Source organism: Streptomyces sp. NPDC005393 (assembly GCF_040606675.1).
GTDB lineage: Bacteria > Actinomycetota > Actinomycetes > Streptomycetales > Streptomycetaceae > Streptomyces.
In genome coordinates, this window is record NZ_JBEXFG010000006.1 from 151,685 (window position 1) to 176,216 (window position 24,532).

Here is a 24,532-nt window from a genome sequence, read left to right on the forward strand (position 1 = left end):
TCACCCTCCTTGAGAAGCGGTTAGCGCTCCACGTAGACGGCGACCGTGCGGCCGGGGACCGCGAAGGTGCCCGTTGAGCGGTCGTACGAGGACGTCCTGACGGTGGCGTCGGCGCCCCGCGCCTGGATCGAGTGCAGGGCGTACCGCGTCCCGGCCAGGGCCGGGACGTGCTGGGACCGGCGGTCCGGGGTGGCGTTGAAGACCACGACGAGACGGCCGAGCCGCATGGTGATCACGCCCGGTGTCTCCTCGGCCCCGGACAGCGGGAAGGACAGCGCGGACTGGACCCCGTCCGCGGTGGCCTGGCTGAACGCCTTCTCCGTCGTGCGGATCCGCAGCAGATCGCGGTAGGCCGCGGAGGCGCCCGTGATCTCGGCGCAGCCGGGGCGTGCCGCCGGGTTCGTCAGCAGCGGCTTGGCGTAGGTCCACTTGGACTGGTTGTCGGCCGCCGGGGGCAGCCCGCGGCCGAAGCCGTTGCCGTCCTGGCACCGCCAGTGGATCGCGTTGAACCAGTCGCCGCTGTCGAAGGAGTTGCGGTCCAGCGACTTGGAGCGCAGCAGGTCCGTACCCGCCTGGCTGAGCGCCGGGCCCTGGGAGAGGGCGGCGGTGGTCATGGCCAGGACCTGCATACGGGCGCGGTCGGCGGCCGAGGTCCGCTCCGGCAGTTTGAAGGCGAGGGCGTCGTAGAGGGTCTCGTTGTCATGGGCGTCGGTGTAGGCGAGGGCGTCGCCGGGGGCGGCGGCGTAGCCGGCCGGGGAGCCGTTGTAGTCGACCTCGGAGCCCTTGACCCGCCGCCCGCGGGTGTCCGTGAAGGTGTAGTCGGCGAGGTTTCCGGAGAGCCCGACCTTGATCAGATCCTGGTCGTGCAGCAGCCGGGCCCGCTGCTCGGCCGAGCTCCCGTTGGCCGGTGAGGTGTTGGGGTCGGTGAAGAGGCCGGAGGCGAAGCCCTGGACGCGCGGGTCCTCGTCGAAGGGCCCGCCGCCGCGCACCGCGTCCCGCGCGCGGTCGCTGAAGGTGGCGATGCCGGTGCCGGCCATGTTGCGCTGGGTGGCCTGGACGAAGCGGGCGTCGCCTGCGACCTCGCCGAAGTTCCAGCCCTCGCCGTAGAGGATGATCGACTTGCCGTCCACCCCGTCCTTGGCGGGGGTGAGGGCGTCCAGGGCCTTGCGTACGGCGAGGATATTGGCCTTCGGATGGTGGCCCATCAGGTCGAAGCGGAAGCCGTCGACCTTGTACTGCTTGGCCCAGGTGACGATCGAGTCGACGACCAGCTTGCCCATCATGGCGTGCTCGGTCGCGGTGTTCGCGCAGCAGGTGGAGGTGGCCACGGTGCCGTCGTCCAGCAGCCGCTGGTAGTAGCCGGGCACGATCCTGTCGAGGACGGACCGGTCGTCCTGCCCGGCGGCCACGGTGTGGTTGTAGACGACGTCCATGACGGTGCGCAGCCCGGTGCGGTTGAGGCCCTGCACCATCTGCCGGAACTCCCGGGTGCGGGCCGGGCCGTCCGGGTGGCTCGCGTAGCCCCCCTCGGGGACGGTGTAGTGCAGCGGGTCGTACCCCCAGTTGTAGCCGTCCTTCGCCGCCGCCTCGCCCACGCACTTCTGCTGCTGGCCGGAGTCGGCGGGCAGCGCGGCCAGATCGCAGCCGGGCTCGGCTTGGCCGGACTTCCGCTCCGGGACGGTGGAGAAGTCGAAGGCGGGGAGGAGATGGACGTACGAGGTGCCGGACCGGGCCAGTTGGCCGAGGTGCCGCATGCCGTCCGAGCCGCGGTCGGTGAAGGCGAGGTACTGGCCGGGGTGGGCGCTGGTGCGGTCCTCGATCGAGAAGTCGCGGATGTGCAGCTCCTGGATACGGGCGTCGCGCAGCGGGACGGCCCGGGGCTTCTTGAGCGCGGACCAGCCCTTGGGGGCGAGCTTCGGATCGGCCAGGTCGGTGACGAGGCTGCGCGCGGAGTCGGCGGTCAGGGCGGTCGCGTACGGATCGGTGACCTCGTTGGTGACCATCTTCTGGACGCTCGGGGCCCAGACCCGGACCCGGTAGCGGTACGGCTTGTCCCGCCAGTCCGGTGGGCCGCTCACGCTCCATACGCCGCTGTCGGCGTCCCGCCGCATGGGGACGGTGCGGCCGTCGAGGTCGAGCGATACGGTCCGGGCGGTCGGCGCCCAGACGGAGAGGGTGGGGCGGCCGTGGTGGAAGACCGGGCCCAGCTCGGCGCGGCGGGCGGCGCGCGCGTACAGGTCGTCCAGCACACCGGGGATCTGCACCCCGGTGCGGTGCAGTACGTGGTGGTCGTCCCCGCCGCGCTGGACGGCCTCGACCTCGCCGCGCAGGGCGGTGGCGGCCTTCTCCCGGTCGCGGGGGTCGACGGCGAAGGCGGGACGGCCGGCGAGGTGGGGGTACGCGGCCTTCTGGGCGTCGGTGAGGGTGGTGGGGCTCAGCCGCAGGGCGCCGCCCGAGGAGGAGCGCAGCTCCTCCTCGGTGGTGCGGTCGGCCTCGACCTGCCAGACGACGGTGTCGCGGTCGATCCACTGGGCCCCGGCGGTGGCGGCTGCGGCGGCGTGCGCGGGCTGTTGGACCGCGGGGGCGGCCGCCGCGTACAGACCCAGCGTGGCGAGGGCGGCGGCGGTGCGGCGGAGGGTGACTTTCACGGGGGTAGTGGCTCCTTGGCGGGTGTGGTGTGGGCTCCGCCCCCAGGCCCCGGACGCCTCTCGGGCCTCCCGGCGGGGCTGGAGATTCTGGTCCCTCCGGCGATCGAGGATCGGGGCCCGGGCAGGGCCCAGGGGCGGGGGCTGGGGGCGCGGCCCCGGGCGGGGGCTGGTCCGGGGCTGCGCCCGGGCCGGTCAAGGGGCGGAGCCCCTTGACCGGCGTCAGGTGAGGGCCGCCGCCTAACCGCAGCTCCGGGCCCCCGTGTGCAGCGCCAGCGCCGTATTGGCGCCGAGCGTGGCCGTGAACTGGCCCGAGGAGTTGACGGCGACTCCCTTGCCGCTCTGCACATCGCAGTAGTTGCCCGCGGGCAGCAAGGTCTGGAAGGTCCGGCTGAGCGAGCCGCTTTCGTGGTTGATGGCGACGTACGCCTTGTCGCCGCGCCCGAAGGCGATCGCGTTGTTGCCGTTGTCCCACCAGTTGGTCACGGCCGTGCCCCGCGCGGTGTTGCGGAAGGCGACCATGCTGATGATCTCGGGCCACTTGTGCTGGCACTCCCAGCCGTCCTGCCAGCACGCGTTGACCGTGCCGCCGTTGGGCGGTCCGGCGTCGTTGTCGCTGAACTCGTAGCCCGAGTGGACGTCCGGGGAGCCGTAGGGCCAGGCCAGCATGAAGACGTTGGCCAGGGTGTAGTTGGCGCCGTCCTTGTAGGTGAGGGTGGAGCCGTTGCGTTCGGTGTCCCAGTTGTCGACGAAGACGCCGGACTGGCCGCTCGCCATATAGCCCCAGCCCTCGCCGAAGTTGTTCAGATACGCCAGCTTCTCGCTCGTGAAGACGCGCTTGAGGTCACGGCCGTAGCGGAACTCCTGCACATCGCCGTTCGGCAGATACTCCGTCGGGGAGACGGCCTCACCCGCCCCGTAGATCACTTCCTGCTTCCAGTAGACACCGGGGTTGCTCAGCCGGCTCTTGATGGCGGCCAGGTCCTCCGTCGGGATGTGCTTACCGCCGTCGACCCGGAAGCCGTCGACGCCGAGCGACAGCAGATCGTTCAGATACTCGGCGATCCGGGTGCGGACATACGGCTCGTTCGTGTCCAGGTCCGCGAGGCCCACGAGCTCGCAGTGCTGCACATTCCAGCGGTCGGCGTAGTTGCTGACCTGGGCGGTGCAGTCGTCCATGTCCTGGGACTGGTAGATCCCGGGGTAGTTGTACTTGGTGTACGAGGAGCCGCCGGTGCCGGTGCCCGACCCGGAGGACATGTGGTTGATGACGGCGTCGGCGACGACCTTCACGCCCGCCGCATGGCAGGTGTCGATCATGTTCTTGAAGGCGGTGCGGTCGCCGAGCCGTCCGGCGATCTTGTAGCTGACGGGCTGGTACGAGGTCCACCACGGGGCGCCCTGGATGTGCTCGCTGGCCGGGGACACCTCGACATAGCCGTAGCCGGCGGGTCCCAGCGTGCTGGTGCACTCCTTGGCGACGGAGTCGTACTTCCACTCGAAGAGCTCGGCGGTGACGTCCTTGGTCCCGGGGGGAGCCGCCTGCGCCGTCTGCTGCGGAAGGGCGACGAGCGCCGTCGCGCCCGCCACCAGGGCGAGGGCTGCGGCTATGGGGGGTCTGCGCCTGCTGGCCATCGTTCCTCCTGCGTGAGGGGGATTGCGGGTGACGATTGAGCCTCGTACGGCAACGCGCCATGCCCGTAAGGCCAGTGAAGGTTCTTGCTGCAAGACGTCAGTCCTGCGGTGGTGACCGGACGGTACTCGCACCGATTTCTTGTTGCAAGACCTTTCACAAGAGATTGCGGCGGTGTTACGTTCAACCACGTTCTCCGGTCCGGCCGGTCGGGGGCCCGGCCAACGGGCCCCACGCGCCCGGCCGGTCGGGCCGGTCAACTCCCCGGTGGCGCCCGGGCGGTGGAACCGCGCACGACCAGGTACGACGCCCATGCAGCCCTGGTCCGGCAGCGCGGCGGCCGCGCCAACGCGCGGTGCGCTCCGGCGCCGCCGCACCCGTCCGGACGCGCGGCTGCGGCGGCCACCCCGGCCGCCGGGCGCGAGCCGGAATCGATCGCCTTGCCGCGCGCGCCGGGAGCACGCGCCGGGAGCAGCCGTGCCCCGTCCGGAGCAGGCCGGTGCGGTGCCGGGTCCCGCCAGGGAGGCACGTCCGCCGACAGTGCGTCCGCCGACGGCAGGGCAGGCGGCCGGGGCCGGGGGCCGGGAGAGCGACCGGCTCGGCCGCGCATCCCGTCCGGCAAAGCGGTCACCTCCGCGGCCCCAGTTCCGGGCCGGGCGGGTGGTGCGCCGGACCATAGGTGACGTGCCCGGCGCGTCTTGGAAGGGGACCTTGGCGTACCGCGACGAGCGCAGTGGCCGCTACGCCACGTCGCAGGGCACCTTTCCGCAAGGGGCCCGGATGTGTTACGTCCGCGTGTCCCTCCGATTGCCGCCTCGCGCCCGTACAAGCGCCTGACATGCGCCCGGAGCGCTTCCAGAGGACACCACCACCCCCTGCAAGCTCTTCCGCAAGGCGTTGCAGAGCTGTTACGTTCCCGCCATGACCCAGGAGCTCACGACCTCCCTCCAGGCCGAGCCGGTACGACCGTCCGAGGGGCTCGGCTGGTGGCGCGACGCCGTCATCTACCAGGTGTATGTGCGGTCCTTCGCCGACAGCGACGGCGATGGGATCGGCGATCTGCGCGGGGCACGGGAGCGGCTGCCCCATCTCGCCCGGCTGGGTGTGGACGCCGTCTGGCTGACCCCCTTCTACGCCTCCCCGCAGGCCGACGGCGGCTACGACGTGGCGGACTACCGCGCCGTGGACCCGCTCTTCGGCACCCTCGGCGACGCCGACGATCTGGTGCGCACCGCCCATGAGCTGGGGCTGAAGGTGATCGTCGACGTCGTCCCGAACCACACCTCGGACCAGCACCCGTGGTTCCGCAGCGCGCTCGCGGACCGGCCTCGGGGGGCGGCCCGCGAGCGGTACCACTTCCTCCCCGGCCGGGGCGTCGACGGCGAACTGCCGCCCAACGACTGGGAGTCGGTCTTCGGCGGCCCCGCCTGGACCCGTACGACGCATCCGGACGGCACCCCCGGCGAGTGGTATCTGCATCTCTTCGCGCCCGAGCAGCCCGATCTCAACTGGGAGCGCCCGGAGGTCCGCGAGGAGTTCGATTCGGTGCTGCGCTTCTGGCTGGATCTGGGCGTGGACGGATTCCGTATCGATGTCGCCCATGGCATGGTCAAGGCCGCCGGGCTGCCCGATATCGGCCACACCGAACAGGCCAAGCTCATCGGCTCCCAGGTGCTGCCGTTCTTCGACCAGGACGGGGTGCATGAGATCCACCGCTCCTGGCGCCTGCTGCTGGACTCCTACCCCGGCGACCGCATCGGCGTCGCCGAGGCATGGGCGCCCAGCGCCGAGCGGCTCGCCCTCTACGTACGCCCCGACGAGCTGCACCAGGCGTTCAACTTCCAGTTCCTGAAGTGCCCGTGGGACGCGGCCGCGATGCGCGCGGTGATCGACGAGTCGCTGGCCGCGACCGCCTCCGTCGGCGCCCCCACGACCTGGGTGCTCTCCAACCACGACGTCGTACGGCACACCACCCGCTACGCCACCGACAGCCCGGGACAGGGCCTGCGCCGGGCCCGCGCCGCCGCCCTGCTCACCCTCGCGCTGCCCGGCTCGACCTACCTCTACCAGGGCGAGGAGCTGGGCCTTCCCGAGGTGACCGACCTCCCGGACGAGCTGCGCCAGGACCCCGCCTTCTTCCGTACCTCCGCCGACGGACAGGACGGCCAGGACGGGCAGGACGGCTTCCGGGACGGCTGCCGGGTCCCAATCCCCTGGGCGCGCTCGGGCGCGTCCTGCGGTTTCGGCCCCGGCGGCAGCTGGCTGCCGCAGCCCGCCGACTGGGCGGACCTCTCCGTCGAGGCGCAGACCGGCGACCCGGGATCTACGCTGGAGCTGTACCGGGCCGCGCTCGCGCTGCGCCGGGAGCTGCCGGGGCTGGGCGACGGCCGGATGACCTGGCTGGGGGCCCCGGCGGGGGTGGTGGCGCTGTCCCGTCCGGGCTTTGTGTGCACGCTGAACACCCTCGGGGAGGAGGTCGAACTTCCGGTTCCGGGGCGCGCTCTGCTGTCCTCGGCGCCGCTGGCGTACGGCGCCGGCCCGGCGCCCGCTACCGTGCGCATTCCCGCTGATTCCTGCGCGTGGTGGGCAATCTGACATGCGACCGGTACAGTCCAATCCCATGACCGCACGGCTTGCTGACATCGCAGCTCAAGCGGGGGTCAGCGAAGCCACCGTCAGCCGCGTCCTCAATGGCAGGCCGGGGGTGGCCGCCGCCACCCGCGAGTCCGTCCTCGCCGCCCTGGACGTCCTCGGCTACGAGCGGCCGGTGCGGCTGCGGCAGCGCAGCGCCGGGTTGGTAGGGCTGATCACCCCCGAACTGGAGAACCCGATATTCCCCGCGCTCGCCCAGGTGATCGGGCAAGCGCTGACCCGCCAGGGCTACACCCCCGTGCTGGCCACCCAGACCCCCGGCGGCTCGACCGAGGACGAGCTGACCGAGATGCTGGTGGACCGGGGAGTGGCCGGGATCATCTTCGTCTCCGGGCTGCACGCGGACACCTCCGCCGATATGCAGCGCTATGACCAGCTGCGCGGCCAGGGCGTGCCGTTCGTCCTGGTGGACGGCTACTCGCCGAAGGTGCGGGCGCCCTTCATCTCCCCCGACGACCGGGCGGCGATGCTGCTGGCCGTCACCCATCTGGTCTCGCTCGGGCACACCCGGATCGGGCTCGCGCTCGGCCCCAGGCGGTTCGTCCCCGTCCTGCGCAAGATCGAGGGCTTCCAGAGCGCCATGCGGGACCGGCTGGGGCTCGCGCCCGAGGAGTCCGCGGAGCTGATCGAGCATTCGCTCTACACCCTGGAGGGCGGCCAGGCGGCGGCGTCCGCGCTGATCGACCGGGGCTGTACGGCGGTGGTGTGCGCGAGCGACATGATGGCGCTGGGCGCCATACGCGCGGCCCGGCAGCGGGGGCTGGGGGTCCCTCAGGACATCTCCGTGGTCGGCTTCGACGACTCCCCGCTGATCGCCTTCACCGATCCGCCGCTGACCACCATCCGCAAGCCGGTCCAGTCGATGGGGCAGGCGGCGGTGCGGGCGCTGCTGGAGGAGATCGGCGGCACCCCGGCGCCGCCCAGCGAGTTCGTCTTCCTCCCCGAACTGGTGGTCCGCGGCTCCACGGCCTCGGCGCACGGCGGTCCCTCACGGACCGGGGCATAAGCGGCGAAGAACCGACCTGCGGACGATCTGCGGGTGGACCGCGTCTGGCAGACTGTTGCCCTATGGGTGAAGCGACGATCAGGACTCCGGCAGGCCGGACGGCCACCCCGTCACCCATCGAGGCGGCCGAGGCGCGTTCGGTGCGACGCCGTACAGTGACGGCCCAGATGGCCCGGATGCGCACCCCGCGCAGGCCCCGCCTCTGGTTCGAGATCGTCCTGATCGCCGTCAGCTACTGGACGTACTCCCTGATCCGCAACGCCGTCCCGGAGCAGAGGTCCGAGGCGCTGCGCAACGCGGGCTGGGTCTGGGAGTGGGAGCACCAGTTCGGCATGGCCTTCGAGCGCGGCGTCAACCATGCGATCGACTCGGTCAGCTGGCTGATCGTGAGCATGAACTACTACTACGCCACGCTGCACTTCATCGTGACGATCGGCGTGCTGGTGTGGCTCTACCACTGGCATCCGGGTCGCTACGCCGCCACCCGGCTGGTGCTCTTCGCGACCACCGGCGTCGCCCTGCTCGGCTACTACTTCTTCCCGCTCGCCCCGCCCCGGCTGATGAGCGGCGGGCACTTCATCGACACCGTCGTGGTGCACCACACCTGGGGCTCGATGGCCTCGGGGAATCTGGCCAATATGTCGAACCAGTACGCGGCGATGCCCTCGATGCACATCGGCTGGTCGCTGTGGTGCGGTCTCACCATCGCCACGCTCGCCCGCCCGGTGTGGGTGTGGACGCTGGGGCTGCTCTACCCGACGGCGACGCTGCTGGTGATCGTCGCGACCGCCAACCACTTCTGGATGGACGCGGTCGGCGGCGTCGTCTGCCTCTCCTTCGGCTTCGCGCTGTCGTACGCCTGGTACGGCTCGCTGCCGTACCGGCTGCCGAGGCAGGTGACCGGGCGGCGGCTGGCGGCCGAGCGGGAGAGCGAGCGCGAGCGCGAGGGCGAGCTCAGGACGGCCTGACCGGCTCCGTCCAGCAACGCCTGACCGACGCTGTCCTGCAATGCCTGACCGACGCTGTCCCGTAGTGCCTGATCGGCTCTGTCCTGCGCGGCTTGATCGTCCCTGCCCGGCCCGCCATCCTGGTGCGGTTTTCCACCGAGTTCAGGGGCTCGATGTGGCGCGCGTATCGCCGCGGACTGAGCACGATGAGCGTGACGAAAGGGACCACCGGCACCGTGCACATCGCCGACGCCACCGCTTCAGCCACCCCGTCCGGCACCACCGGCACCGCCTTGCCTCCGCGGGCCGTACTCCCCCGCCCCCGCTCCGCGGAACCCCGCTTTCCGCTGGTGGCCACCGACCTCGACGGCACGCTGCTGCGCAGCGATCTGACGGTCTCCCCCCGCACCCGCGCGGCGCTCACCGCCGTCCGCCGCGCCGGATCGCGCCATCTGGTGGTCACCGGGCGCCCGGCCGCGTCCTGCCGGGAGTTCCTGGTCGCGATCGGCTACCGGGGGCTCGCGGTGTGCGGACAGGGCGCGCAGCTGTACGACGCCTCCGCGGACCGGCTGCTGGTCTCCGCCGCGCTGGACCGGGAGCTGGCCCGGTCGGTGGTGGAACGTACGGAGGAGGCGCTGGGCGCGGGGCCCCTGGAGCTGGCCGTGGTGACCGCCGCGCCCGAGAACCGCTTCGTGGTGACCGCGCGCTTCGCCGACCGGCCGCGGACCGGATGGGAGGTCGCCGAACGGGAGAAGCTGTGGTCGGAGCCGATCGAGAAGGTGCTGATGCGCCATCGGGAGGTGCCGGACGGCCGGGTCGCGGCGTCCGCGGAGCGGGTGGGCGCCGGCGAGGTGACGGTGACGCACTCCGAGAAGGGCATGATCGAGGTGCTGCCGGCCGGGACCGACAAGGCGGTGGGGCTGCAACTGGCCGCGGACCGGATGGGGTTCACCCCCGAGGAGACCATCGCCTTCGGCGATATGCCGAACGACATCCCGCTGCTGACCTGGGCCGCGTACGGCGTCGCGATGGGCAACGCCCACCCCGATCTGGTGGCGATAGCCGACGAGGTGGCGCCCGGCCATGACGAGGACGGGGTCGCGGCGGTCCTTGAGCGGCTCTTCCCCCACGCTTGAGCGCCACTGGAGTCCGCCACCGTCACCCTTGACGGAAGCTATACAACTAAACAAAATGTCCAAGGTGCGAGCTGAACCTCATTACGTGGATGAGCGCTCCGGCGCCTCGTACCCGCTCGACGAGCCCCGCTGGCGGGGTGACGACGGCGCCCCCCTCACCGTTTCCGCCCTGCCCGGCATCACCCGCGCGGAGGTGGACACCGGGGCCCGGTCGTTGTGGCGCTACCGAGCGGCCCTCCCGGTGCCCGTCGACGCCCCGGTGTCACTCGGTGAAGGGTGCACCCCGCTGGTCGAGAAGGAATGGGGGGAGGATCGGGTTCTCTTCAAGCTGGAGTGGTTCAGCCCCACCGGCAGCTTCAAGGACCGCGGCACCAGCGTGATGATCTCGCTCCTCGCGCAGCGCGGCGTACGCGAGGTCATCGAGGACAGCTCGGGCAACGGAGGCGCCTCGGTCTCCGCGTACTGCGCCGCGGCCGGCATCCGGGCCAGAATCCTCGCCCCCGCGTCGACCTCCCCGGCGAAGATCCTCCAGAGCCGGGCGTACGGCGCCGAGGTCCAGCTGGTGCCGGGCGACCGGGACGCGACCGCCGCCGAGGCGCTGCGCCAGTCGGCCGGCACGTACTACGCGAGCCACAACTGGCACCCCTTCTTCCTCCAGGGCACCAAGACCCTCGCCTACGAGCTGTGGGAAGACCTCGGCTTCACCGCCCCCGACGCCGTGGTGACGGTGGCCGGCGCGGGCTCCACCGTCCTCGGCTGCGACCTCGGCTTCTCCGAGCTGCTGGCGGCGGGCCAGATCGCCCGCCGCCCCCGGCTGCTCGTCGCCCAGCCCGCCAACTGCGCGCCCTTGTACGCCGCCTTCCGCGCGGGCGCCGAGGGCCCCGTCCCGTTCGAACACGCCCCCACCATCGCCGAGGGCACGGCCATCCGGCGGCCCGTCCGCTTCCCGGAGGTGCTGCGCGCCATCCACCGCTCGGACGGCGACATGGCCGCCCTCCCGGAGGACGCCATCGCCGCCGCGGTCCGCCGGCTGGCCGCGATGGGCCTGTACGCCGAGCCGACCAGCGCGACCGCCGCCGCCGCGATCGAGGTCTTCCGGGCCCGGGGCGCGATCCGCCCCGGGGAGACGACCGTGGTGCTGCTGACGGGCTCGGGGCTGAAGGCGGCCCCGGCGATGACCGCGCTCTTCGGCGGCGGCGGAGAGCGCGAGGAGCCGCGATGACCGGGGAGAGGGACGACGTAGGCAGGGCTCCCCTCGACGAGGACGAGCTGCTGCTGCGCGAGGCCGAGAAGATCGTCGTCGCCATCGGCCGGATGTTCCCCGGGCTGTGCGAGGTGGTCCTGCACGACCTCCGCCACCCCGACCAGGCCATCCGCACCATCGAGAGCAATCTGTCGGGCCGCGCGGTCGGCGACCCGGCCACCGAGCTCGGCCTCGCCCGTATCCAGGACCCCGGCTTCCCCGGCATCGTCCAGAACTACGCCAACAGCTTCCCGGACGGCCGCCCGGCCAAGAGCACCTCCATCGGCATCAAGAACGGCGCGGGCACCTATGTCGCCGCCATCTGTCTCAATCTCGATGTCTCCCTGTTCGCCAGCGTCGCCCGCAGCCTCAACAATCTCGTCCGCACCGATGAGCAGGAACAGCCCCTCACCGAAACCCTCCGTGCCCGCACCACCGCCGAGCTCCGCGCCGTCGTCGAGGAATTCGCCGCCGCCCGCGGCCACACCCCCCGCAGCCTCGGCACCCCCGCCAAGAAGGAACTCGTCCGCTCCCTCAGAACCAGCGGCTTCCTCCAGGTGAAGCACTCCGTCCAGGTCGTCACCGAACTGCTCGGGGTGTCCCGGGCCACCGTCTACAACTATCTGCGCGGGTAGGGACGGGGCATGCTGTGACAGGAGATACCCCGACGCTGGCTGGACCGCCTCACCGACTTCGACCCCCGCCGTGTCTTCGCACACGACTGCGCGGTCTGGGAGCCGCCACGCGACGAGCAGCCCGACGCCGGACCGGGCACCTTCCATGAGATCGCTTGCTAAAACGCTTGCGCCGGATCAAGCGTTTTTGTGAGGGGTACCCGGAGGCGCGGCATCGGGATTGACACCCGCTGTCCGGCATCGACCCACGCCCCCGGAGCACAAGAGCCGCCACCGGGCTTCCGCCACCACCGGCCCGCCGGACTGCGCCGCGGCCCGGGCCCGTCCTCACCGCTCCCCATGCTCAAGGCGCCGTAGGCGCGAGACGAAACCCCGACCAAGCCACCGGCACGAGCAACCTGACGAAGCACTACAAGGTCAGGTGCCATCGGAGAGACGGTCGAAATCCCCCTGCCTGATCCCTCGGACGAAGGCCGCCCACCGGGCCGGGACGGTGGTGATGACTGGCCGCGGAGGCGGACCGCATCGGCTGTGGCCCGCTGCGCATCACCTTGCCCGCGCCCGCCTGACCCGCGCGACGGGGGCCCGGCCCAAGTCAACCCTCGTAATCGTAGAAGAGCCGCTCCATCACGGCCCGCGCCCGGCGGGTCGTACGGCGGTAGTCATCCAGCATCTCGCCCACATGGCCCGGCCCGTAGCCCAGGTAGCGGGCCACCGCGGCCAGCTCCCGGACGTCGCTGGGGAAGGTGTCACCCGGGCGGCCGCGCACCAGCATGACGCCGTTGCGCACCCGGGTCGCCAGCACCCATGCCTCGTCGAGGGTCTGGGCGTCGTCGGTGTCGATCAGACCGGCGGAGTGGGCGGCGGCCAGGGCCTGGCGGGTGCGGGTGGTGCGCAGCCCGGGTTCGGCCCAGCCGTGGCGCATCTGGATCAGCTGGACGGTCCACTCGACATCGCTGAGTCCGCCGCGGCCCAGCTTGGTGTGGGTGGTGGGGTCGGCGCCGCGGGGCAGCCGCTCGGACTCCATCCGGGCCTTGAGCCGCCGGATCTCGCGGATCGCGTCCTCGCCCAGCCCCTCGGCCGGGTAGCGCAGCGGGTCGATCAGCTCGATGAAGCGCTCGCCGAGCCCGGGGTCGCCCGCGACCGGCTCGGCGCGCAGCAGCGCCTGGCTCTCCCAGACCAGCGACCAGCGGCGGTAGTAGGCGGCGTACGAGGCGAGGGTGCGCACCAGCGGGCCGGACTTGCCCTCGGGGCGCAGATCGGCGTCGATGAGGAGGGGCGGGTCGACGGTGGGCAGCTGGAGCAGCCGCCGCATCTCGTTGGCCACGGCGAAGGCGGCGCGGGAGGCTTCCTGTTCGTCGGCGCCCTCGCGGGGCTCGTGGACGAAGAGCACATCCGCGTCCGAGCCGTAGCTGAGCTCATGGCCGCCGAAGCGGCCCAGGCCGATCACGGCGAAGCGGGTGGGCAGCTCCTCGCCCCAGGTGTCGCGGACGGCGGCGCGCAGGGCGCCCGCGATGGTGGCGGCGTTGATGTCGGAGACGGCGCCGCCGACCATGTCGATCAGCGCCCCCGCGTCCGGGGGCGGCTCGGCGGCGGCGAGGGAGGTGGTGGGCCGGGCGGGCACATGGGGTTCGGAGGCCCGCAGGGCGCTGGGGACCTCGGGGGTCCTCGACGGCGCGGGGGCGGGCGTGGTGGGCGCGGTGACCGTGGCCGTGGGCGCCGGCTCGCCGCCCGGCGGCGGCCAGCTCACGGTCGGGTGGAGCGCGCCGTTCGCCAGCCGTGCGCTCTCGATGATGTCCGCCGCCGTCGTACGGAACAGCTCGCGCCGCCGCACCCCGCGCGCCGCCGCGACCGCCTGCTCGGCCCCGTCGGCGCGCCCCACCGCGGCCAGCACCTCCTGCTCCAGAGCGGCCCGGCCGCGCGGGCGCAGCCCCTCCGGGTCGCCGAGCAGGGCGACCGCCTCGGGGGCGCGCAGCAGCAGGTCGGGGGCGAGCCGCCCGGCGGACAGCACCCGCGCCAGGTTCTCCGCCGCGGCGCCCTCGTCGCGCAGCAGCCGCAGATACCAGGGCGTCTTGCCCAGGGCGTCCGAGACCTTGCGAAAGCCCAGCAGCCCGGCGTCCGGGTCTGCGGAATCGGCGAACCAGCCCAGCAGCACGGGCAGCAGCGTACGCTGAATCGCCGCTTTACGGGACACACCGGACGCCAGCGCCTCCAGATGGCGCAGCGCGGCGGCCGGGTCGGCGTACCCGAGCGCCTCCAGCCGCTGGCCCGCCGCCTCCGGGCTGAGCCGGGTCTCGCCGGGCTCCAGCTGGGCCACCGCGTCGAGCAGCGGCCGGTAGAAGAGCTTCTCGTGCAGCCGCCGCACCTCGCGCGCGTACCGCCGCCACGCGGTGCCCAGCTCCGTCACCGGCTCCGTACGGAACCCCAGCGACCGGCCGAGCCGCCGCAGATCCGCCTCGTCCTCGGGCACCAGGTGGGTGCGGCGCAGCCGGTAGAGCTGGATCCGGTGCTCCATGGAGCGCAGAAAGCGGTACGCGGCGTCCAGCGCGGCGGCGTCGGAGCGCCCCACATAGCCGCCGGCGGCCAGCGCCGCGAGCGCGTCCAGCGTGGTGCCGCTGCGCAGGCTCTCATCGGACCGGCCGTGCACCAACTGCAGGAGCTGGACGGCGAATTCGACATCGCGCAGACCGCCGGGGCCGAGCTTGAGCTCGCGGTCGACCTGGGCGACGGGGATGTTCTCGACGACGCGGCGGCGCATCTGCTGGACGTCGGGGACGAAGTTCTCGCGCTCGACGGCCTGCCAGACGAGGGGGCTTACGGCGTCGATGTACGCCTGGCCGAGGTCGGCGTCGCCCGCGACGGGCCGGGCCTTCAGCAGCGCCTGGAACTCCCAGGTCTTGGCCCACCGCTGGTAGTACGCCAGATGGCTGGACAGGGTCCGCACCAGCGGGCCGTTGCGCCCCTCGGGGCGGAGGTTGGCGTCGACCGGCCAGATGGTGCCCTCGACGGTGACGTCCGAGCAGATCCGCATCAGCCGGGAGGCGAGCCGGGTGGCGGCCTGCATCGCCTTGGCCTCCTCCACCCCCTCGACCGCCTCCGCCACGAAGATGACGTCCACGTCCGAGACGTAGTTGAGCTCCCGCCCGCCGCACTTGCCCATGCCGATCACGGCGAGCCGGCAGGCGGCGGTGTCCTCCGGCTGCTCTTCGGCCGCGATCTCCAGCGCGGCCCGCAGGGTGGCCGTCGCGAGGTCGGCCAGCTCGGCCGCCGCCTGGGTGACATCGGTGGTGCCGCACACATCGCGCGCCGCGATGGCCAGCAGCGCGCGGCGGTAGGCGATGCGCAGCGCGTCGGGCCGGGGCAGCTCCGCCCCCGCCGCGCCCCAGACGCCCTCGGCCAGGGCCCGCTCGAACTCGGGCGTGGTCGGATGCAGATCCACCGGCTCATAGGTGACCAGCGCATGCCAGTCCTGCGGGTGCCGGGCGAGATGGTCGCCCAGCGCCTCGGAGGCGCCGAGCACCCCGAGCAGCCGGTCGCGCAGCGGCTTGGCGGTGACGAGGGTGTCCAGCAGCGCCTGCCGCGAACCGGCCCGCTGCCCGCCGTTCTCCCCCTCCGCCCCCTCCTCGGGCAGTGCCTCGACGAGCCGGACGAGCCCGCGCAGCGCCAGGTCGGGGTCGGCGGTCGCGCCGAGCGCCTCGAGCAGCACCGAGTCGGTGCGTACGCCGGACAACTCGGGCGCGTCCAGCAGCCGCTGGGCGGTGGAGGCATCGGTGAAGCCGTGCCGCAGCAGCCGGGTGAGGTTGCTGCTCCTGCGTCCCTGCGGTACAGCCATGCCGCCGCCTCCCGTCCCTGCCGTGATCAAGGCTCGCTGACGAGCCTAAGCGACCCCGCCATCGAAAGGGCAGGTCCGGGCCGGGGCGGAAAAACCTGTTGTCAGGCGGTGACGAAGCGGTCGCGCGGCTCGCCCCGGAGGCGACCTGGGGGCAGCTTGCGGCCGTAGGCGATCAGCAGGAGGTCCTGGGCGGCGCCGGTGAGGGGCGCCCCGGTGCCGTAGGACCAGTCGAGGTCGTCGGCGCGGAGCCGGACTCCGTCGAGGTCGGCTCCGAAGAACTTCAGGGTCTTGGGGTCGACCGTCCCCAGCAGGACGCGTACCCGGTCCTCGGGGACCCGGCGGTTGAGCCCCAGGGCGACCGTGATGTCCAGGCCGTGGTGATGGCACGGCTTACCGGCAGCCCCTGCCCTGAAGGTCCTTCTCCCCGGGCCCCTTGGCCGAGTGCGGCACCCATGCCAAGGGCTCCGACCGGAGACGGTCGGAGCCCTCGCCATGTCCCGGTACGCCGCCCGAGGCGACGGCCGCTACAGCACCGGCAGGTTCTTGCGCAGCTCGAAGGGGGTCACCTCGGAGCGGTACTCCTCCCACTCCTGCTTCTTGTTGCGCAGGAAGAAGTCGAAGACATGCTCACCGAGCGTCTCCGCGACCAGCTCGCTGCGCTCCATCAGGGTGATGGCCTCGCCCAGGTTCTGCGGGAGCGGCTCGATGCCCAGCGAGCGGCGCTCGGCGTCGGAGAGGGCCCAGACGTCGTCGTCGGCGCCGGCCGGGAGTTCGTAGCCGCCCTCGATGCCCTTGAGGCCCGCCGCGAGGAGCACGGCGTAGGCCAGATAGGGGTTGGCGCCGGAGTCGAGGGAGCGGACCTCGACGCGGGTGGAGCCGGTCTTGCCGGGCTTGTAGAGGGGGACGCGGACGAGGGCGGAGCGGTTGTTGTGGCCCCAGCAGATGTACGAGGGGGCCTCGCCGCCGGCGCCCGCGGTGCGCTGGGAGCCGCCCCAGATGCGCTTGTAGGAGTTGACCCACTGGTTGGTGACGGCGGAGATCTCCCCGGCGTGGCGCAGCAGCCCCGCGATGAAGGAGCGGCCGACCTTGGAGAGCTGGAATTCGGAGCCGGACTCGTAGAAGGCGTTCCGGTCCCCCTCGAAGAGCGAGAGGTGGGTGTGCATGCCCGAGCCGGGGAATTCGGAGAAGGGCTTGGGCATGAACGTGGCCTGCACGCCCAGTTCGAGCGCCACCTGCTTCATGACCAGCCGGAAGGTCATGACGTTGTCGGCGGTGGAGAGCGCGTCGGCGTAGCGCAGGTCGATCTCCTGCTGGCCGGGGGCGCCCTCGTGGTGGGAGAACTCGACGGAGATGCCCATCGACTCGAGCATGGTGATCGCCTGGCGGCGGAAGTCCATGCCGATGTTCTGCGGGGTGTGGTCGAAGTAGCCGGAGGAGTCGGCGGGCACCGGGCGGGTGCCGTCGACGGGCTTCTGGTTGAGCAGGAAGAACTCGATCTCGGGGTGGGTGTAGAAGGTGAAGCCGAGGTCGGAGGTCCTGGCCAGGATGCGCTTGAGGACGAAGCGCGGGTCGGCGAACGACGGGGAGCCGTCCGGCATCAGGATGTCGCAGAACATCCGGGCGGTGCCGGGGGACTCGGCGCGCCAGGGAAGGATCTGGAAGGTGCCGGGGTCCGGCTTGGCGATCATGTCGGACTCGTAGACGCGGGCGAAGCCCTCGATCGCGGAGCCATCGAATCCGATGCCTTCGTCGAAGGCGCCCTCGAGCTCGGCGGGTGCGACGGCGACGGACTTGAGGAAGCCGAGCACGTCGGTGAACCACAGCCGCACGAACCGGATGTCGCGCTCTTCGAGCGTGCGGAGCACGAACTCCTGCTGCTTATCCATGGTCCCCTATCCTTGCAGGTCAAACGGCTCTTTCGGCGGGCGCGGGGCACCTCGACGGCCCCAGTATCACGCGATGGGGTTTCGGAGAGGTTTCATCCGGCCTCCCTGCCCCTCACCTCGATGTGTGCATCGTACTTTCATGCGGGCCCTCGCGGACCCGAGCGTTCCGCGCCCCGGCGGCGCCTTCAGGATCTGCGATACCCCTTGGGGGTAAGGTGTCGAAATCACGATCATCAGATAGATCGCCTGGAGGCGTCGATGCGCGGACAGTCGATGCGCGGACAGCGGAGGGCGACCGCCTGGTGCGGCCGGCTGCTGCTCTGCGCCGCGCTGCTGTTCGGGATCGTCACCATGCACACCCTCGGCCATCCGTCCGAGGGCGGCGGCGCCCCGCACGACGGCGGACCGCGGCATACGGCCATGGACATGGCCGCCGTCGAAGCCGCGCCGGCCCACGCGGCCGGCGCGGCCGGCGATCCGCATCCGGCCCCCGCCGGCCACGGCGACGGCATGGCCCCTCTCTCCGTCTGCCTCGCCGTGCTCGGCGCCGCGCCCCTCGCCCTCCTCATCGGCGCCGCGACCTTCGCCCGGCGGGCCGGCGGCCCGACCGCCCGGCTGCGCCCACGGTTGCCGAGCGCCCTGCGGCCGCTTCCCCCACCGGGCCTGTCGCCCTTCAGCCGACTGCTGGTGCTGCGCATATAGCAGCGCGTCCGCCGTGCCCCGCCTCCACGCGGGGCACGGCGGACGCGCCGGCCTCCCACGCGCACATCACACATCAGCATTGGGGTGCTCACTCATGCACGCACACTCTCGCCGCGCCGTGCTCGGCGCGGGAATCGCCGTCGCGGGCAGTGGACTGCTCGCCGGCTGCAGCTCCTCCGGCTCCGATTCCGGGACCGGCTCCGGAGCCGGTCCCGGGCTCACCGACGGTATGGACGACAACGAGATGGACACCTCCGGCAAGGGCGTCGACGCGGCCTCCGGAGCCCCGGCGGAGTACGTCTCCCCCAGCGGCCCGGAGGTCGAGGCGACCGACCGGAAACGGGGCCACGGACCCGTACGGCGGTTCACCCTGACCGCGACCGCGACCACCCTGGACATCGGCGCCCGCACGGTGAAGTCCTGGGCCTACGAGGACCAGGTGCCGGGCCAGGAGATCCGGGTCACCGCGGGCGACACGCTCGCGGTCAGGCTCGCCAACAACCTGCCGCAGTCCACCTCGCTCCACTGGCACGGCATCCGCCTGCGCAACGACATGGACGGCGTCCCGGGCGTGACCCAGCGGCCGATCGCGACCGGCGCGTCCTTCGACTACCGCTTCGCCGTGCCGAACCCCGGTACGTACTGGATCCATCCGCACTCCGGCGTCCAGCTGGACCGGGCGCTGTACGCGCCGCTGATCGTCGAGGATCCGAAGGAGCCGCTGGCGTACGACAAGGAGTGGGTCGTCGTCCTCGACGACTGGCTCGACGGGGTGAAGGGCAGCACACCGGAGGCGGTGCTCGAAGAGCTCGGCGGCGGTATGGGCGGCCACGGCATGGACGGCGGGGGCATGGACGGTCAGGACATGAGCGGCATGCGGCACGGCGCGGCCACGATGTCGCTGCGGTCGAAGCCCAGCCCGAAGGCGTCCCCCTCTCCCTCCCCTTCCCCCTCCGGTCCGTCCCGCAAGCTGGTGGGTGCAACGAGCAGCCTGCTGGGCGGCGAGGCGGGCGATGTCGCCTACCCGTACTACCTGGTCAACGGCCGCACCCCGCAATCCCCGCAGGTCTTCCGGGCCAAGCGCGGCGACCGCGTCCGTATCCGCATCATCAACGCGGGCGGCGACACCGCCTTCCGTGTCGCCCTCGGCGGCCACCAGATGACCGTCACCCATACCGATGGCTACCCCGTCGTGCCCGTCACCACCGACGCGCTGCTGCTGGGCATGGGCGAGCGCTATGACGTCCTGGTCACCGTCAAGGACGGGGTCTTCCCGTTTGCCGCCCTCGCCGAGGGCAAGATGCGGTCCGCGATGGCGGTACTGCGCACGCGCGGCACGGCCGCCGAGAAGTTCCCGCGCCCCAAGGAGCTCGACGGCAAGCTGCTCACGGCCGGCCGGCTGCGGGCCGCGGAGGACGTGCGGCTCACGCCCCGCGAGCCCGACCGTACGATCCGGATGCGGCTCACGGGCTCGATGGAGCGGTGGAACTGGGCGATCAACGACAAACCGTACGACCCGTCGCAGCGCTATCCGGTGCGGGCGGGTGAGCGGGTCCGGCTGACCTTCATCAACGGCACCCAGATGTGGCATCCGGTGCATCTGCACGGCCACATCTTCGCGCTGCCGGACGGCGGTCCGCGCAAGGACACCACGATCCTGCTGCCGCATCAGAAGGTGAGCGTGGACTTCGACGCCGACAACCCCGGGCTGTGGATGGTCCACTGCCACAACGTCTACCACTCGGAGTCGGGGATGATGACCATCCTCGGTTACCAGAAGTAGCCGCGGTCGAGCGCCCCGGCCCCGCGCAGGGAGCGAGCTCCGTCCGCGGGGCCGGGCCGCGCTTCGTACGGACGTCCGTACAGACGTCCGCACAGACGTGAGAAGGGAGACACTCCCCGGCTATCGCGTCAGACAGACGATTACACTGGGCGCGTGCCTCAACTTCGCCTCGCTCTGAACCAGATCGACTCGACCGTCGGAGACCTCGCCGGCAACACCGAGTCGATCATCCACTGGACCCGGCACTCCGCTGAGCAGGGCGCCCATCTGGTGGCGTTCCCCGAGATGGTGCTGACCGGCTACCCCGTGGAGGACCTCGCCCTGCGCTCCTCCTTCGTCGAGGCGTCGCGCACCGCGCTGCACACACTTGCCGCGCGCCTGGACGCCGAGGGCCTCGGCGAGCTGCCGGTGATCGTCGGCTATCTCGACCGCAGCGAGCGGGCCCGGCGCTACGGCCAGCCCGCCGGCGCCCCGCAGAACGCCGGCGCCGTGCTGCACCGCGGCTCGGTCGTCCTCACCTTCGCCAAGCACCATCTGCCGAACTACGGCGTCTTCGACGAGTTCCGCTACTTCGTCCCCGGTGACACGCTGCCGATCGTCCGCGTCCACGGCATCGATGTCTCGCTCGCCATCTGCGAGGACCTGTGGCAGGACGGCGGCCGGGTGCCGGCCACCTGCACGGCCGGGGCGGGGCTGCTGGTCTCGATCAACGCCTCGCCGTACGAGCGCGAGAAGGACGACACCCGTCTCGACCTGGTCCGCAAGCGGGCCCAGGAGGCGGGCTGCACCACCGCGTACCTCGCGATGATCGGCGGCCAGGACGAGCTGGTCTTCGACGGCGACTCGATCATCGTCGACCGGGACGGCGAAGTCATCGCGCGCGCCCCGCAGTTCGCCGAGGGCTGTGTCCTGGTCGACCTCGACCTGCCCGGTGCCGACCCGGACTCCGTCCCCGAGGGGATCGTGGACGACGGGCTCCGCATCGACCACGTCACCCTCTCCGCCGACCCGCTCCCGGCGTACGAACCCGATCCGGAGCTGACGGGCGGCGAGGCGGAGCGGCTCGGCGACGACGAGGAGGTCTACACGGCGCTGGTCGTCGGGCTGCGCGCGTATGTCGCGAAGAACGGTTTCCGCAGTGTGCTGATCGGGCTCTCCGGCGGTATCGACTCCGCGCTCGTCGCGGCGATCGCCTGCGATGCGGTGGGCGCGCGGAACGTGTACGGCGTCGCCATGCCCTCGCGCTACTCCTCCGAGCACTCGATCGACGACGCGACGGAGCTGGCGCGGCGCACCGGGCTGAACTTCCGCACCATCTCGATCGCCCCGATGTTCGACGCCTATATGAGCGCGCTGCACCTCACCGGGCTCGCCGAGGAGAACCTCCAGTCGCGGCTGCGCGGCACGATGCTGATGGCGATCTCCAACCAGGAGGGCCATATCGTCCTCGCCCCGGGCAACAAGTCCGAGCTCGCGTGCGGCTACTCGACGCTCTACGGGGACTCGGTCGGCGCGTACGGGCCGATCAAGGACGTCTACAAGACCTCCGTCTTCCGCCTGGCGACATGGCGCAACCAGGCGGCGGAAGAGCGGGGCCAGACCCCGCCCATCCCCGAGAACTCCATCACCAAGCCCCCGAGCGCCGAGCTGCGGCCCGGCCAGGTCGACACGGACTCCCTCCCGGACTACGACGTCCTCGACCGGATCCTGGAGCTGTACGTCGACCGGGACCAGGGGCGCAAGGAGATCGTCGCGGCGGGCTACGACGACGAACTGGTCACCCGGATCCTGCGGATGGTCGACACGGCGGAGTACAAGCGCCGCCAGTACCCGCCGGGCACGAAGATCTCCGCCAAGGGGTTCGGCAAGGACCGCCGCCTGCCGATCACGAATCGCTGGCGCGAGGCCTGAGGCCGGGGCGCGGGGGTTGTGCCCCCGCCCCGCCCCTTCCCGAGCCGTGGGCTCCCCGGACCCCCGCCGGGGCTCCGCCCCGGACCCCCGCTCCTCAAACGCCGGAGGGGCTGGAACTCTCGATCGCCGCCATGACACCCCAACCGGTCAGGACCTGACCGGCCGGTAACCCACGATCAGAAGTCGACCGACGCCGCCACCGGAAGGTGGTCGCTCCCCGTGCTGTGCAGCGTCCACGCGGAGACCGGGTCCACCCCCCGCACCATGATCTGGTCGATCCGCGCCATCGGGAACGAGGCGGGCCAGCTGAAGCCGAAGCCGTCGCCCGCCGCGCCCTGCGCGGACCGCATCTGCGAGGTGACGGGGGCGAGCGCCCGGTCGTTCATGGTCCCGTTCAGATCGCCGAGCAGGATCGCCTTGTCGAGCGGCTCGGCCGCGATGGCCTGGCCCAGCGCCTCGGCGCTGGCGTCGCGCTGTTCGGCGGTGAAGCCCGCGTTGAACTTCACCCGCACGGAGGGCAGATGAGCGACGTAGACGGCGACCTCACCGTGCGGTGCGGCCACGGTGGTGCGCAGCGCCCGCGTCCAGCCGAGCTTGATGTCCACCGGCTTGGTACCGGAGAGCGGGTACTTGCTCCACAGCCCGACCGTGCCCTGCACGGTGTGGTACCGGTAGGTGTCCGCCAGCGCACGCTCGTACGTGGGCACCGCGTTGCTGGTCAGCTCCTCCAGCGCCACCACGTCCGCGCCCGAGGCCGCGACCCCCTCGGCGGTGCCGGCCGGGTCGGAGTTCCCCGCGTTGACGTTGTGGGTGACGACGCTCAGATCGCCGCCGGGGCCGGACTTGTCGAAGAACATCAGCCCGCCGAAGAGGTTCAGCCAGACGGCGACGGGCAGCACCAGCGCGAGGACGGCGCTCGCCGACCGCCGCACCAGACCGAGGACGAGCAGCACCGGGATGGCCAGACCCAGCCAGGGTAGGAAGGTCTCCAGCAGGGAGCCGAGGTTGCCCACATCGTTGGGGATGTCGGCGTGGAAGATCATCACCAGCGCGAGCACGACCGCGAGCGCCGCGAGCACCAGACCGCGCCGCCAGATCCCGCGATCGTGCCGAAGCCGGTCGAGGAGGCGGCCGACCCGGGAGCCGGATCGCTGGGGCGCGGCCCCGGGCCGTTCCGTCTCCTGCGTGTACGCCTGCGCCATTCGCTGTCCCTCACTGCCTCAACTGCCGCGCCTAGGGCTACGACCCTAGGCGATGACCAGCGCTTTTCCCGACGCCCCCGGAGGGCGTCCCCTAGCCCCAGTGACGTACGGACGACAAGGCGAGGTTCCGATTCCGGAGGTAACAGCGGCCGTTGTGACACAACAGGCACAAACCAACCGCAAGCAGCGCGCCGCCGAACCGTCTCGTATCGGAAAGCCTTTGCGGGCCATGGGCCATCGAGAGGGTGGCGAAGGCCACCCGCCCGGGACCTCCGGGCCCACTTTCGCCCCGGAGGGACCCGTGCCAGCATGGGAGTGGTCCGGGGACGCCGTCAGGGCGCCTCGAGATGACGAACAGGAGGCGTCGTAATGACGCACGTCAGCCCTGCGCAAAAGCAGTCCGGCACGACGCTCTACGGGGGTAAGGGCTCCCGTCGTATCACCGTCCGGGACATCTCCGCCGCCAAGGAGCGCGGCGAGAAGTGGCCCATGCTGACCGCCTACGACGCGATGACCGCCTCCGTCTTCGACCAGGCGGGCATCCCTGTCATGCTGGTCGGCGACTCGATGGGCAACTGCCATCTCGGCTACGAGACCACCGTGCCCGTCACGATGGACGAGATCGCCCTGCTGTCCGCCGCCGTCGTCCGCGGCACCCAGCGCGCCCTCATCGTCGGCGATCTGCCCTTCGGCTCGTACCAGGAGGGCCCCGTCCAGGCGCTGCGCAACGCCACCCGCCTGGTGAAGGAGGCGGGCGTGGGCGCGGTGAAGCTGGAGGGCGGCGAGCGCTCCGCCCACCAGATCGAGCTGCTCGTCCAGTCCGGTATCCCGGTCATGGCGCATGTCGGCCTCACCCCGCAGTCCGTCAACGCCTTCGGCGGCTATCCGGTGCAGGGGCGCGGCGAGGAGGCCGCCCAGCAGCTGCTGCGCGACGCCAAGGCGGTCCAGGACGCGGGCGCCTTCGCGGTCGTCCTGGAGCTGGTGCCGGCCGAGCTGGCCGCCGAGGTCACCCGTTCGCTGCACATCCCGACGGTCGGCATCGGCGCGGGCCCGGACTGCGACGCGCAGGTCCTGGTGTGGACCGATATGGCGGGCATGACGGACGGCCGGGTGCCGCGCTTCGTCAAGCAGTACGCACAGCTGCGCCAGACCCTGGGCGACGCGGCGCGCGCCTTCGCGGAGGACGTCGTCGGCGGGGCGTACCCGGCCGACGAGCACTCCTTCCACTAGCCACTGCGGTACACCGACAGCCCGCCGATCGTCCCCCGTCGGCGGGCTGTCTGCCGCTTGTCGGTGGTCTGTCGGTGGGGGGTGCCATG

At 71.8% G+C, this 24,532-nt stretch carries 15 protein-coding genes and 1 pseudogene; 10 read left to right on the forward strand and 6 right to left on the reverse strand.

What is annotated here, in order from left to right; all coding sequences use genetic code 11:
• Nucleotides 1–20 precede the first annotated feature (20 nt).
• Entirely contained in the window at nucleotides 21–2,648 is a 2,628-nt protein-coding gene (gene pulA / locus ABZS71_RS09025) for a pullulanase-type alpha-1,6-glucosidase (protein ID WP_356208510.1), read from the reverse strand.
• Nucleotides 2,649–2,885: 237 nt separating this feature from the next.
• A complete protein-coding gene (locus tag ABZS71_RS09030) occupies nucleotides 2,886–4,280 on the reverse strand; it encodes an alpha-amylase family protein (protein ID WP_356208512.1) in 1,395 nt (464 codons plus the stop codon).
• Between the two features lie 919 nt (nucleotides 4,281–5,199).
• On the opposite strand from ABZS71_RS09030, the gene ABZS71_RS09035 reads away from it, so the two are divergent.
• From ABZS71_RS09035 to ABZS71_RS09060, 6 genes are all read left to right on the forward strand, one after another.
• On the forward strand, nucleotides 5,200–6,873 hold the full coding sequence (locus tag ABZS71_RS09035; protein WP_356208513.1) for a glycoside hydrolase family 13 protein: 1,674 nt from the start codon (nucleotides 5,200–5,202) through the stop codon (nucleotides 6,871–6,873).
• 25 nt (nucleotides 6,874–6,898) lie between these two features.
• Nucleotides 6,899–7,936: a LacI family DNA-binding transcriptional regulator gene (locus ABZS71_RS09040; RefSeq protein WP_355850255.1), complete on the forward strand. Its 1,038-nt coding sequence runs from the start codon at nucleotides 6,899–6,901 to the stop codon at nucleotides 7,934–7,936.
• A gap of 62 nt (nucleotides 7,937–7,998) precedes the next feature.
• A complete protein-coding gene (locus tag ABZS71_RS09045) occupies nucleotides 7,999–8,904 on the forward strand; it encodes a phosphatase PAP2 family protein (RefSeq protein WP_356208514.1) in 906 nt (301 codons plus the stop codon).
• A gap of 185 nt (nucleotides 8,905–9,089) precedes the next feature.
• A complete protein-coding gene (locus ABZS71_RS09050) occupies nucleotides 9,090–10,019 on the forward strand; it encodes a Cof-type HAD-IIB family hydrolase (protein WP_355850261.1) in 930 nt (309 codons plus the stop codon).
• 55 nt (nucleotides 10,020–10,074) lie between these two features.
• Nucleotides 10,075–11,241 carry a threonine synthase gene (locus tag ABZS71_RS09055; RefSeq protein WP_356208516.1) on the forward strand — a complete coding sequence of 389 codons (1,167 nt, stop codon included), beginning with the start codon at nucleotides 10,075–10,077 and terminating at the stop codon, nucleotides 11,239–11,241.
• Nucleotides 11,238–11,897, forward strand: coding sequence for a PAS domain-containing protein (locus ABZS71_RS09060; protein WP_355850267.1), 660 nt, complete (start codon nucleotides 11,238–11,240; stop codon nucleotides 11,895–11,897). Before ABZS71_RS09055 ends, ABZS71_RS09060 begins: the two co-directional genes overlap by 4 nt.
• Nucleotides 11,898–12,492: 595 nt before the next feature.
• Here the strand turns inward: ABZS71_RS09060 and ABZS71_RS09065 are convergent.
• The 3 genes and pseudogenes from ABZS71_RS09065 to ABZS71_RS09075 form a co-directional block, all read right to left on the reverse strand.
• The gene (locus tag ABZS71_RS09065) at nucleotides 12,493–15,729 is read right to left on the reverse strand and encodes a bifunctional [glutamine synthetase] adenylyltransferase/[glutamine synthetase]-adenylyl-L-tyrosine phosphorylase (RefSeq protein WP_356208518.1); all 3,237 of its coding nucleotides are present in this window, start codon (nucleotides 15,727–15,729) and stop codon (nucleotides 12,493–12,495) included.
• Nucleotides 15,730–15,830: 101 nt separating this feature from the next.
• Nucleotides 15,831–16,106: pseudogene (locus ABZS71_RS09070) on the reverse strand (hypothetical protein); the annotation flags it as partial.
• Nucleotides 16,107–16,253: 147 nt separating this feature from the next.
• A complete protein-coding gene (locus ABZS71_RS09075) occupies nucleotides 16,254–17,615 on the reverse strand; it encodes a glutamine synthetase family protein (protein WP_355850273.1) in 1,362 nt (453 codons plus the stop codon).
• A 258-nt stretch (nucleotides 17,616–17,873) separates the two neighbouring features.
• Here ABZS71_RS09075 and ABZS71_RS09080 point away from each other — a divergent pair, with 258 nt between their 5' ends.
• The 3 genes from ABZS71_RS09080 (at nucleotide 17,874) to ABZS71_RS09090 (ending at nucleotide 22,011) form a co-directional block, all read left to right on the forward strand.
• Complete coding sequence (locus ABZS71_RS09080) at nucleotides 17,874–18,317, forward strand: hypothetical protein (RefSeq protein WP_355850276.1); 444 nt, start codon at nucleotides 17,874–17,876, stop codon at nucleotides 18,315–18,317.
• Between the two features lie 94 nt (nucleotides 18,318–18,411).
• Complete coding sequence (locus ABZS71_RS09085) at nucleotides 18,412–20,100, forward strand: multicopper oxidase family protein (protein WP_356208520.1); 1,689 nt, start codon at nucleotides 18,412–18,414, stop codon at nucleotides 20,098–20,100.
• Nucleotides 20,101–20,253: 153 nt separating this feature from the next.
• Nucleotides 20,254–22,011: an NAD+ synthase gene (locus ABZS71_RS09090; RefSeq protein WP_355850282.1), complete on the forward strand. Its 1,758-nt coding sequence runs from the start codon at nucleotides 20,254–20,256 to the stop codon at nucleotides 22,009–22,011.
• Nucleotides 22,012–22,187: 176 nt separating this feature from the next.
• Here ABZS71_RS09090 and ABZS71_RS09095 read toward each other — a convergent pair whose 3' ends face one another.
• The gene (locus ABZS71_RS09095; protein ID WP_356208522.1) at nucleotides 22,188–23,213 is read right to left on the reverse strand and encodes an endonuclease/exonuclease/phosphatase family protein; all 1,026 of its coding nucleotides are present in this window, start codon (nucleotides 23,211–23,213) and stop codon (nucleotides 22,188–22,190) included.
• 369 nt (nucleotides 23,214–23,582) lie between these two features.
• On the opposite strand from ABZS71_RS09095, the gene panB reads away from it, so the two are divergent.
• Nucleotides 23,583–24,443, forward strand: a complete 861-nt coding sequence (gene panB, locus ABZS71_RS09100) for a 3-methyl-2-oxobutanoate hydroxymethyltransferase (protein ID WP_356208523.1) — start codon at nucleotides 23,583–23,585, stop codon at nucleotides 24,441–24,443.
• Nucleotides 24,444–24,532: the final 89 nt, after the last annotated feature.

Bases quoted from the DNA above. Each gene is read 5' to 3' on its own strand.
- ABZS71_RS09060 (WP_355850267.1), top strand. From the start codon at position 11,238: ATGACCGGGGAGAGGGACGACGTAGGCAGGGCTCCCCTCGACGAGGAC.
- ABZS71_RS09065 (WP_356208518.1), bottom strand. From the start codon at position 15,729: ATGGCTGTACCGCAGGGACGCAGGAGCAGCAACCTCACCCGGCTGCTG.
- ABZS71_RS09095 (WP_356208522.1), bottom strand. From the start codon at position 23,213: ATGGCGCAGGCGTACACGCAGGAGACGGAACGGCCCGGGGCCGCGCCC.
- ABZS71_RS09045 (WP_356208514.1), top strand. From the start codon at position 7,999: ATGGGTGAAGCGACGATCAGGACTCCGGCAGGCCGGACGGCCACCCCG.
- ABZS71_RS09040 (WP_355850255.1), top strand. From the start codon at position 6,899: ATGACCGCACGGCTTGCTGACATCGCAGCTCAAGCGGGGGTCAGCGAA.
- ABZS71_RS09050 (WP_355850261.1), top strand. From the start codon at position 9,090: ATGAGCGTGACGAAAGGGACCACCGGCACCGTGCACATCGCCGACGCC.
- ABZS71_RS09075 (WP_355850273.1), bottom strand. From the start codon at position 17,615: ATGGATAAGCAGCAGGAGTTCGTGCTCCGCACGCTCGAAGAGCGCGAC.
- ABZS71_RS09035 (WP_356208513.1), top strand. From the start codon at position 5,200: ATGACCCAGGAGCTCACGACCTCCCTCCAGGCCGAGCCGGTACGACCG.
- ABZS71_RS09085 (WP_356208520.1), top strand. From the start codon at position 18,412: ATGCACGCACACTCTCGCCGCGCCGTGCTCGGCGCGGGAATCGCCGTC.
- ABZS71_RS09080 (WP_355850276.1), top strand. From the start codon at position 17,874: ATGCGCGGACAGTCGATGCGCGGACAGCGGAGGGCGACCGCCTGGTGC.
- panB (WP_356208523.1), top strand. From the start codon at position 23,583: ATGACGCACGTCAGCCCTGCGCAAAAGCAGTCCGGCACGACGCTCTAC.
- ABZS71_RS09030 (WP_356208512.1), bottom strand. From the start codon at position 4,280: ATGGCCAGCAGGCGCAGACCCCCCATAGCCGCAGCCCTCGCCCTGGTG.
- ABZS71_RS09055 (WP_356208516.1), top strand. From the start codon at position 10,075: ATGTCCAAGGTGCGAGCTGAACCTCATTACGTGGATGAGCGCTCCGGC.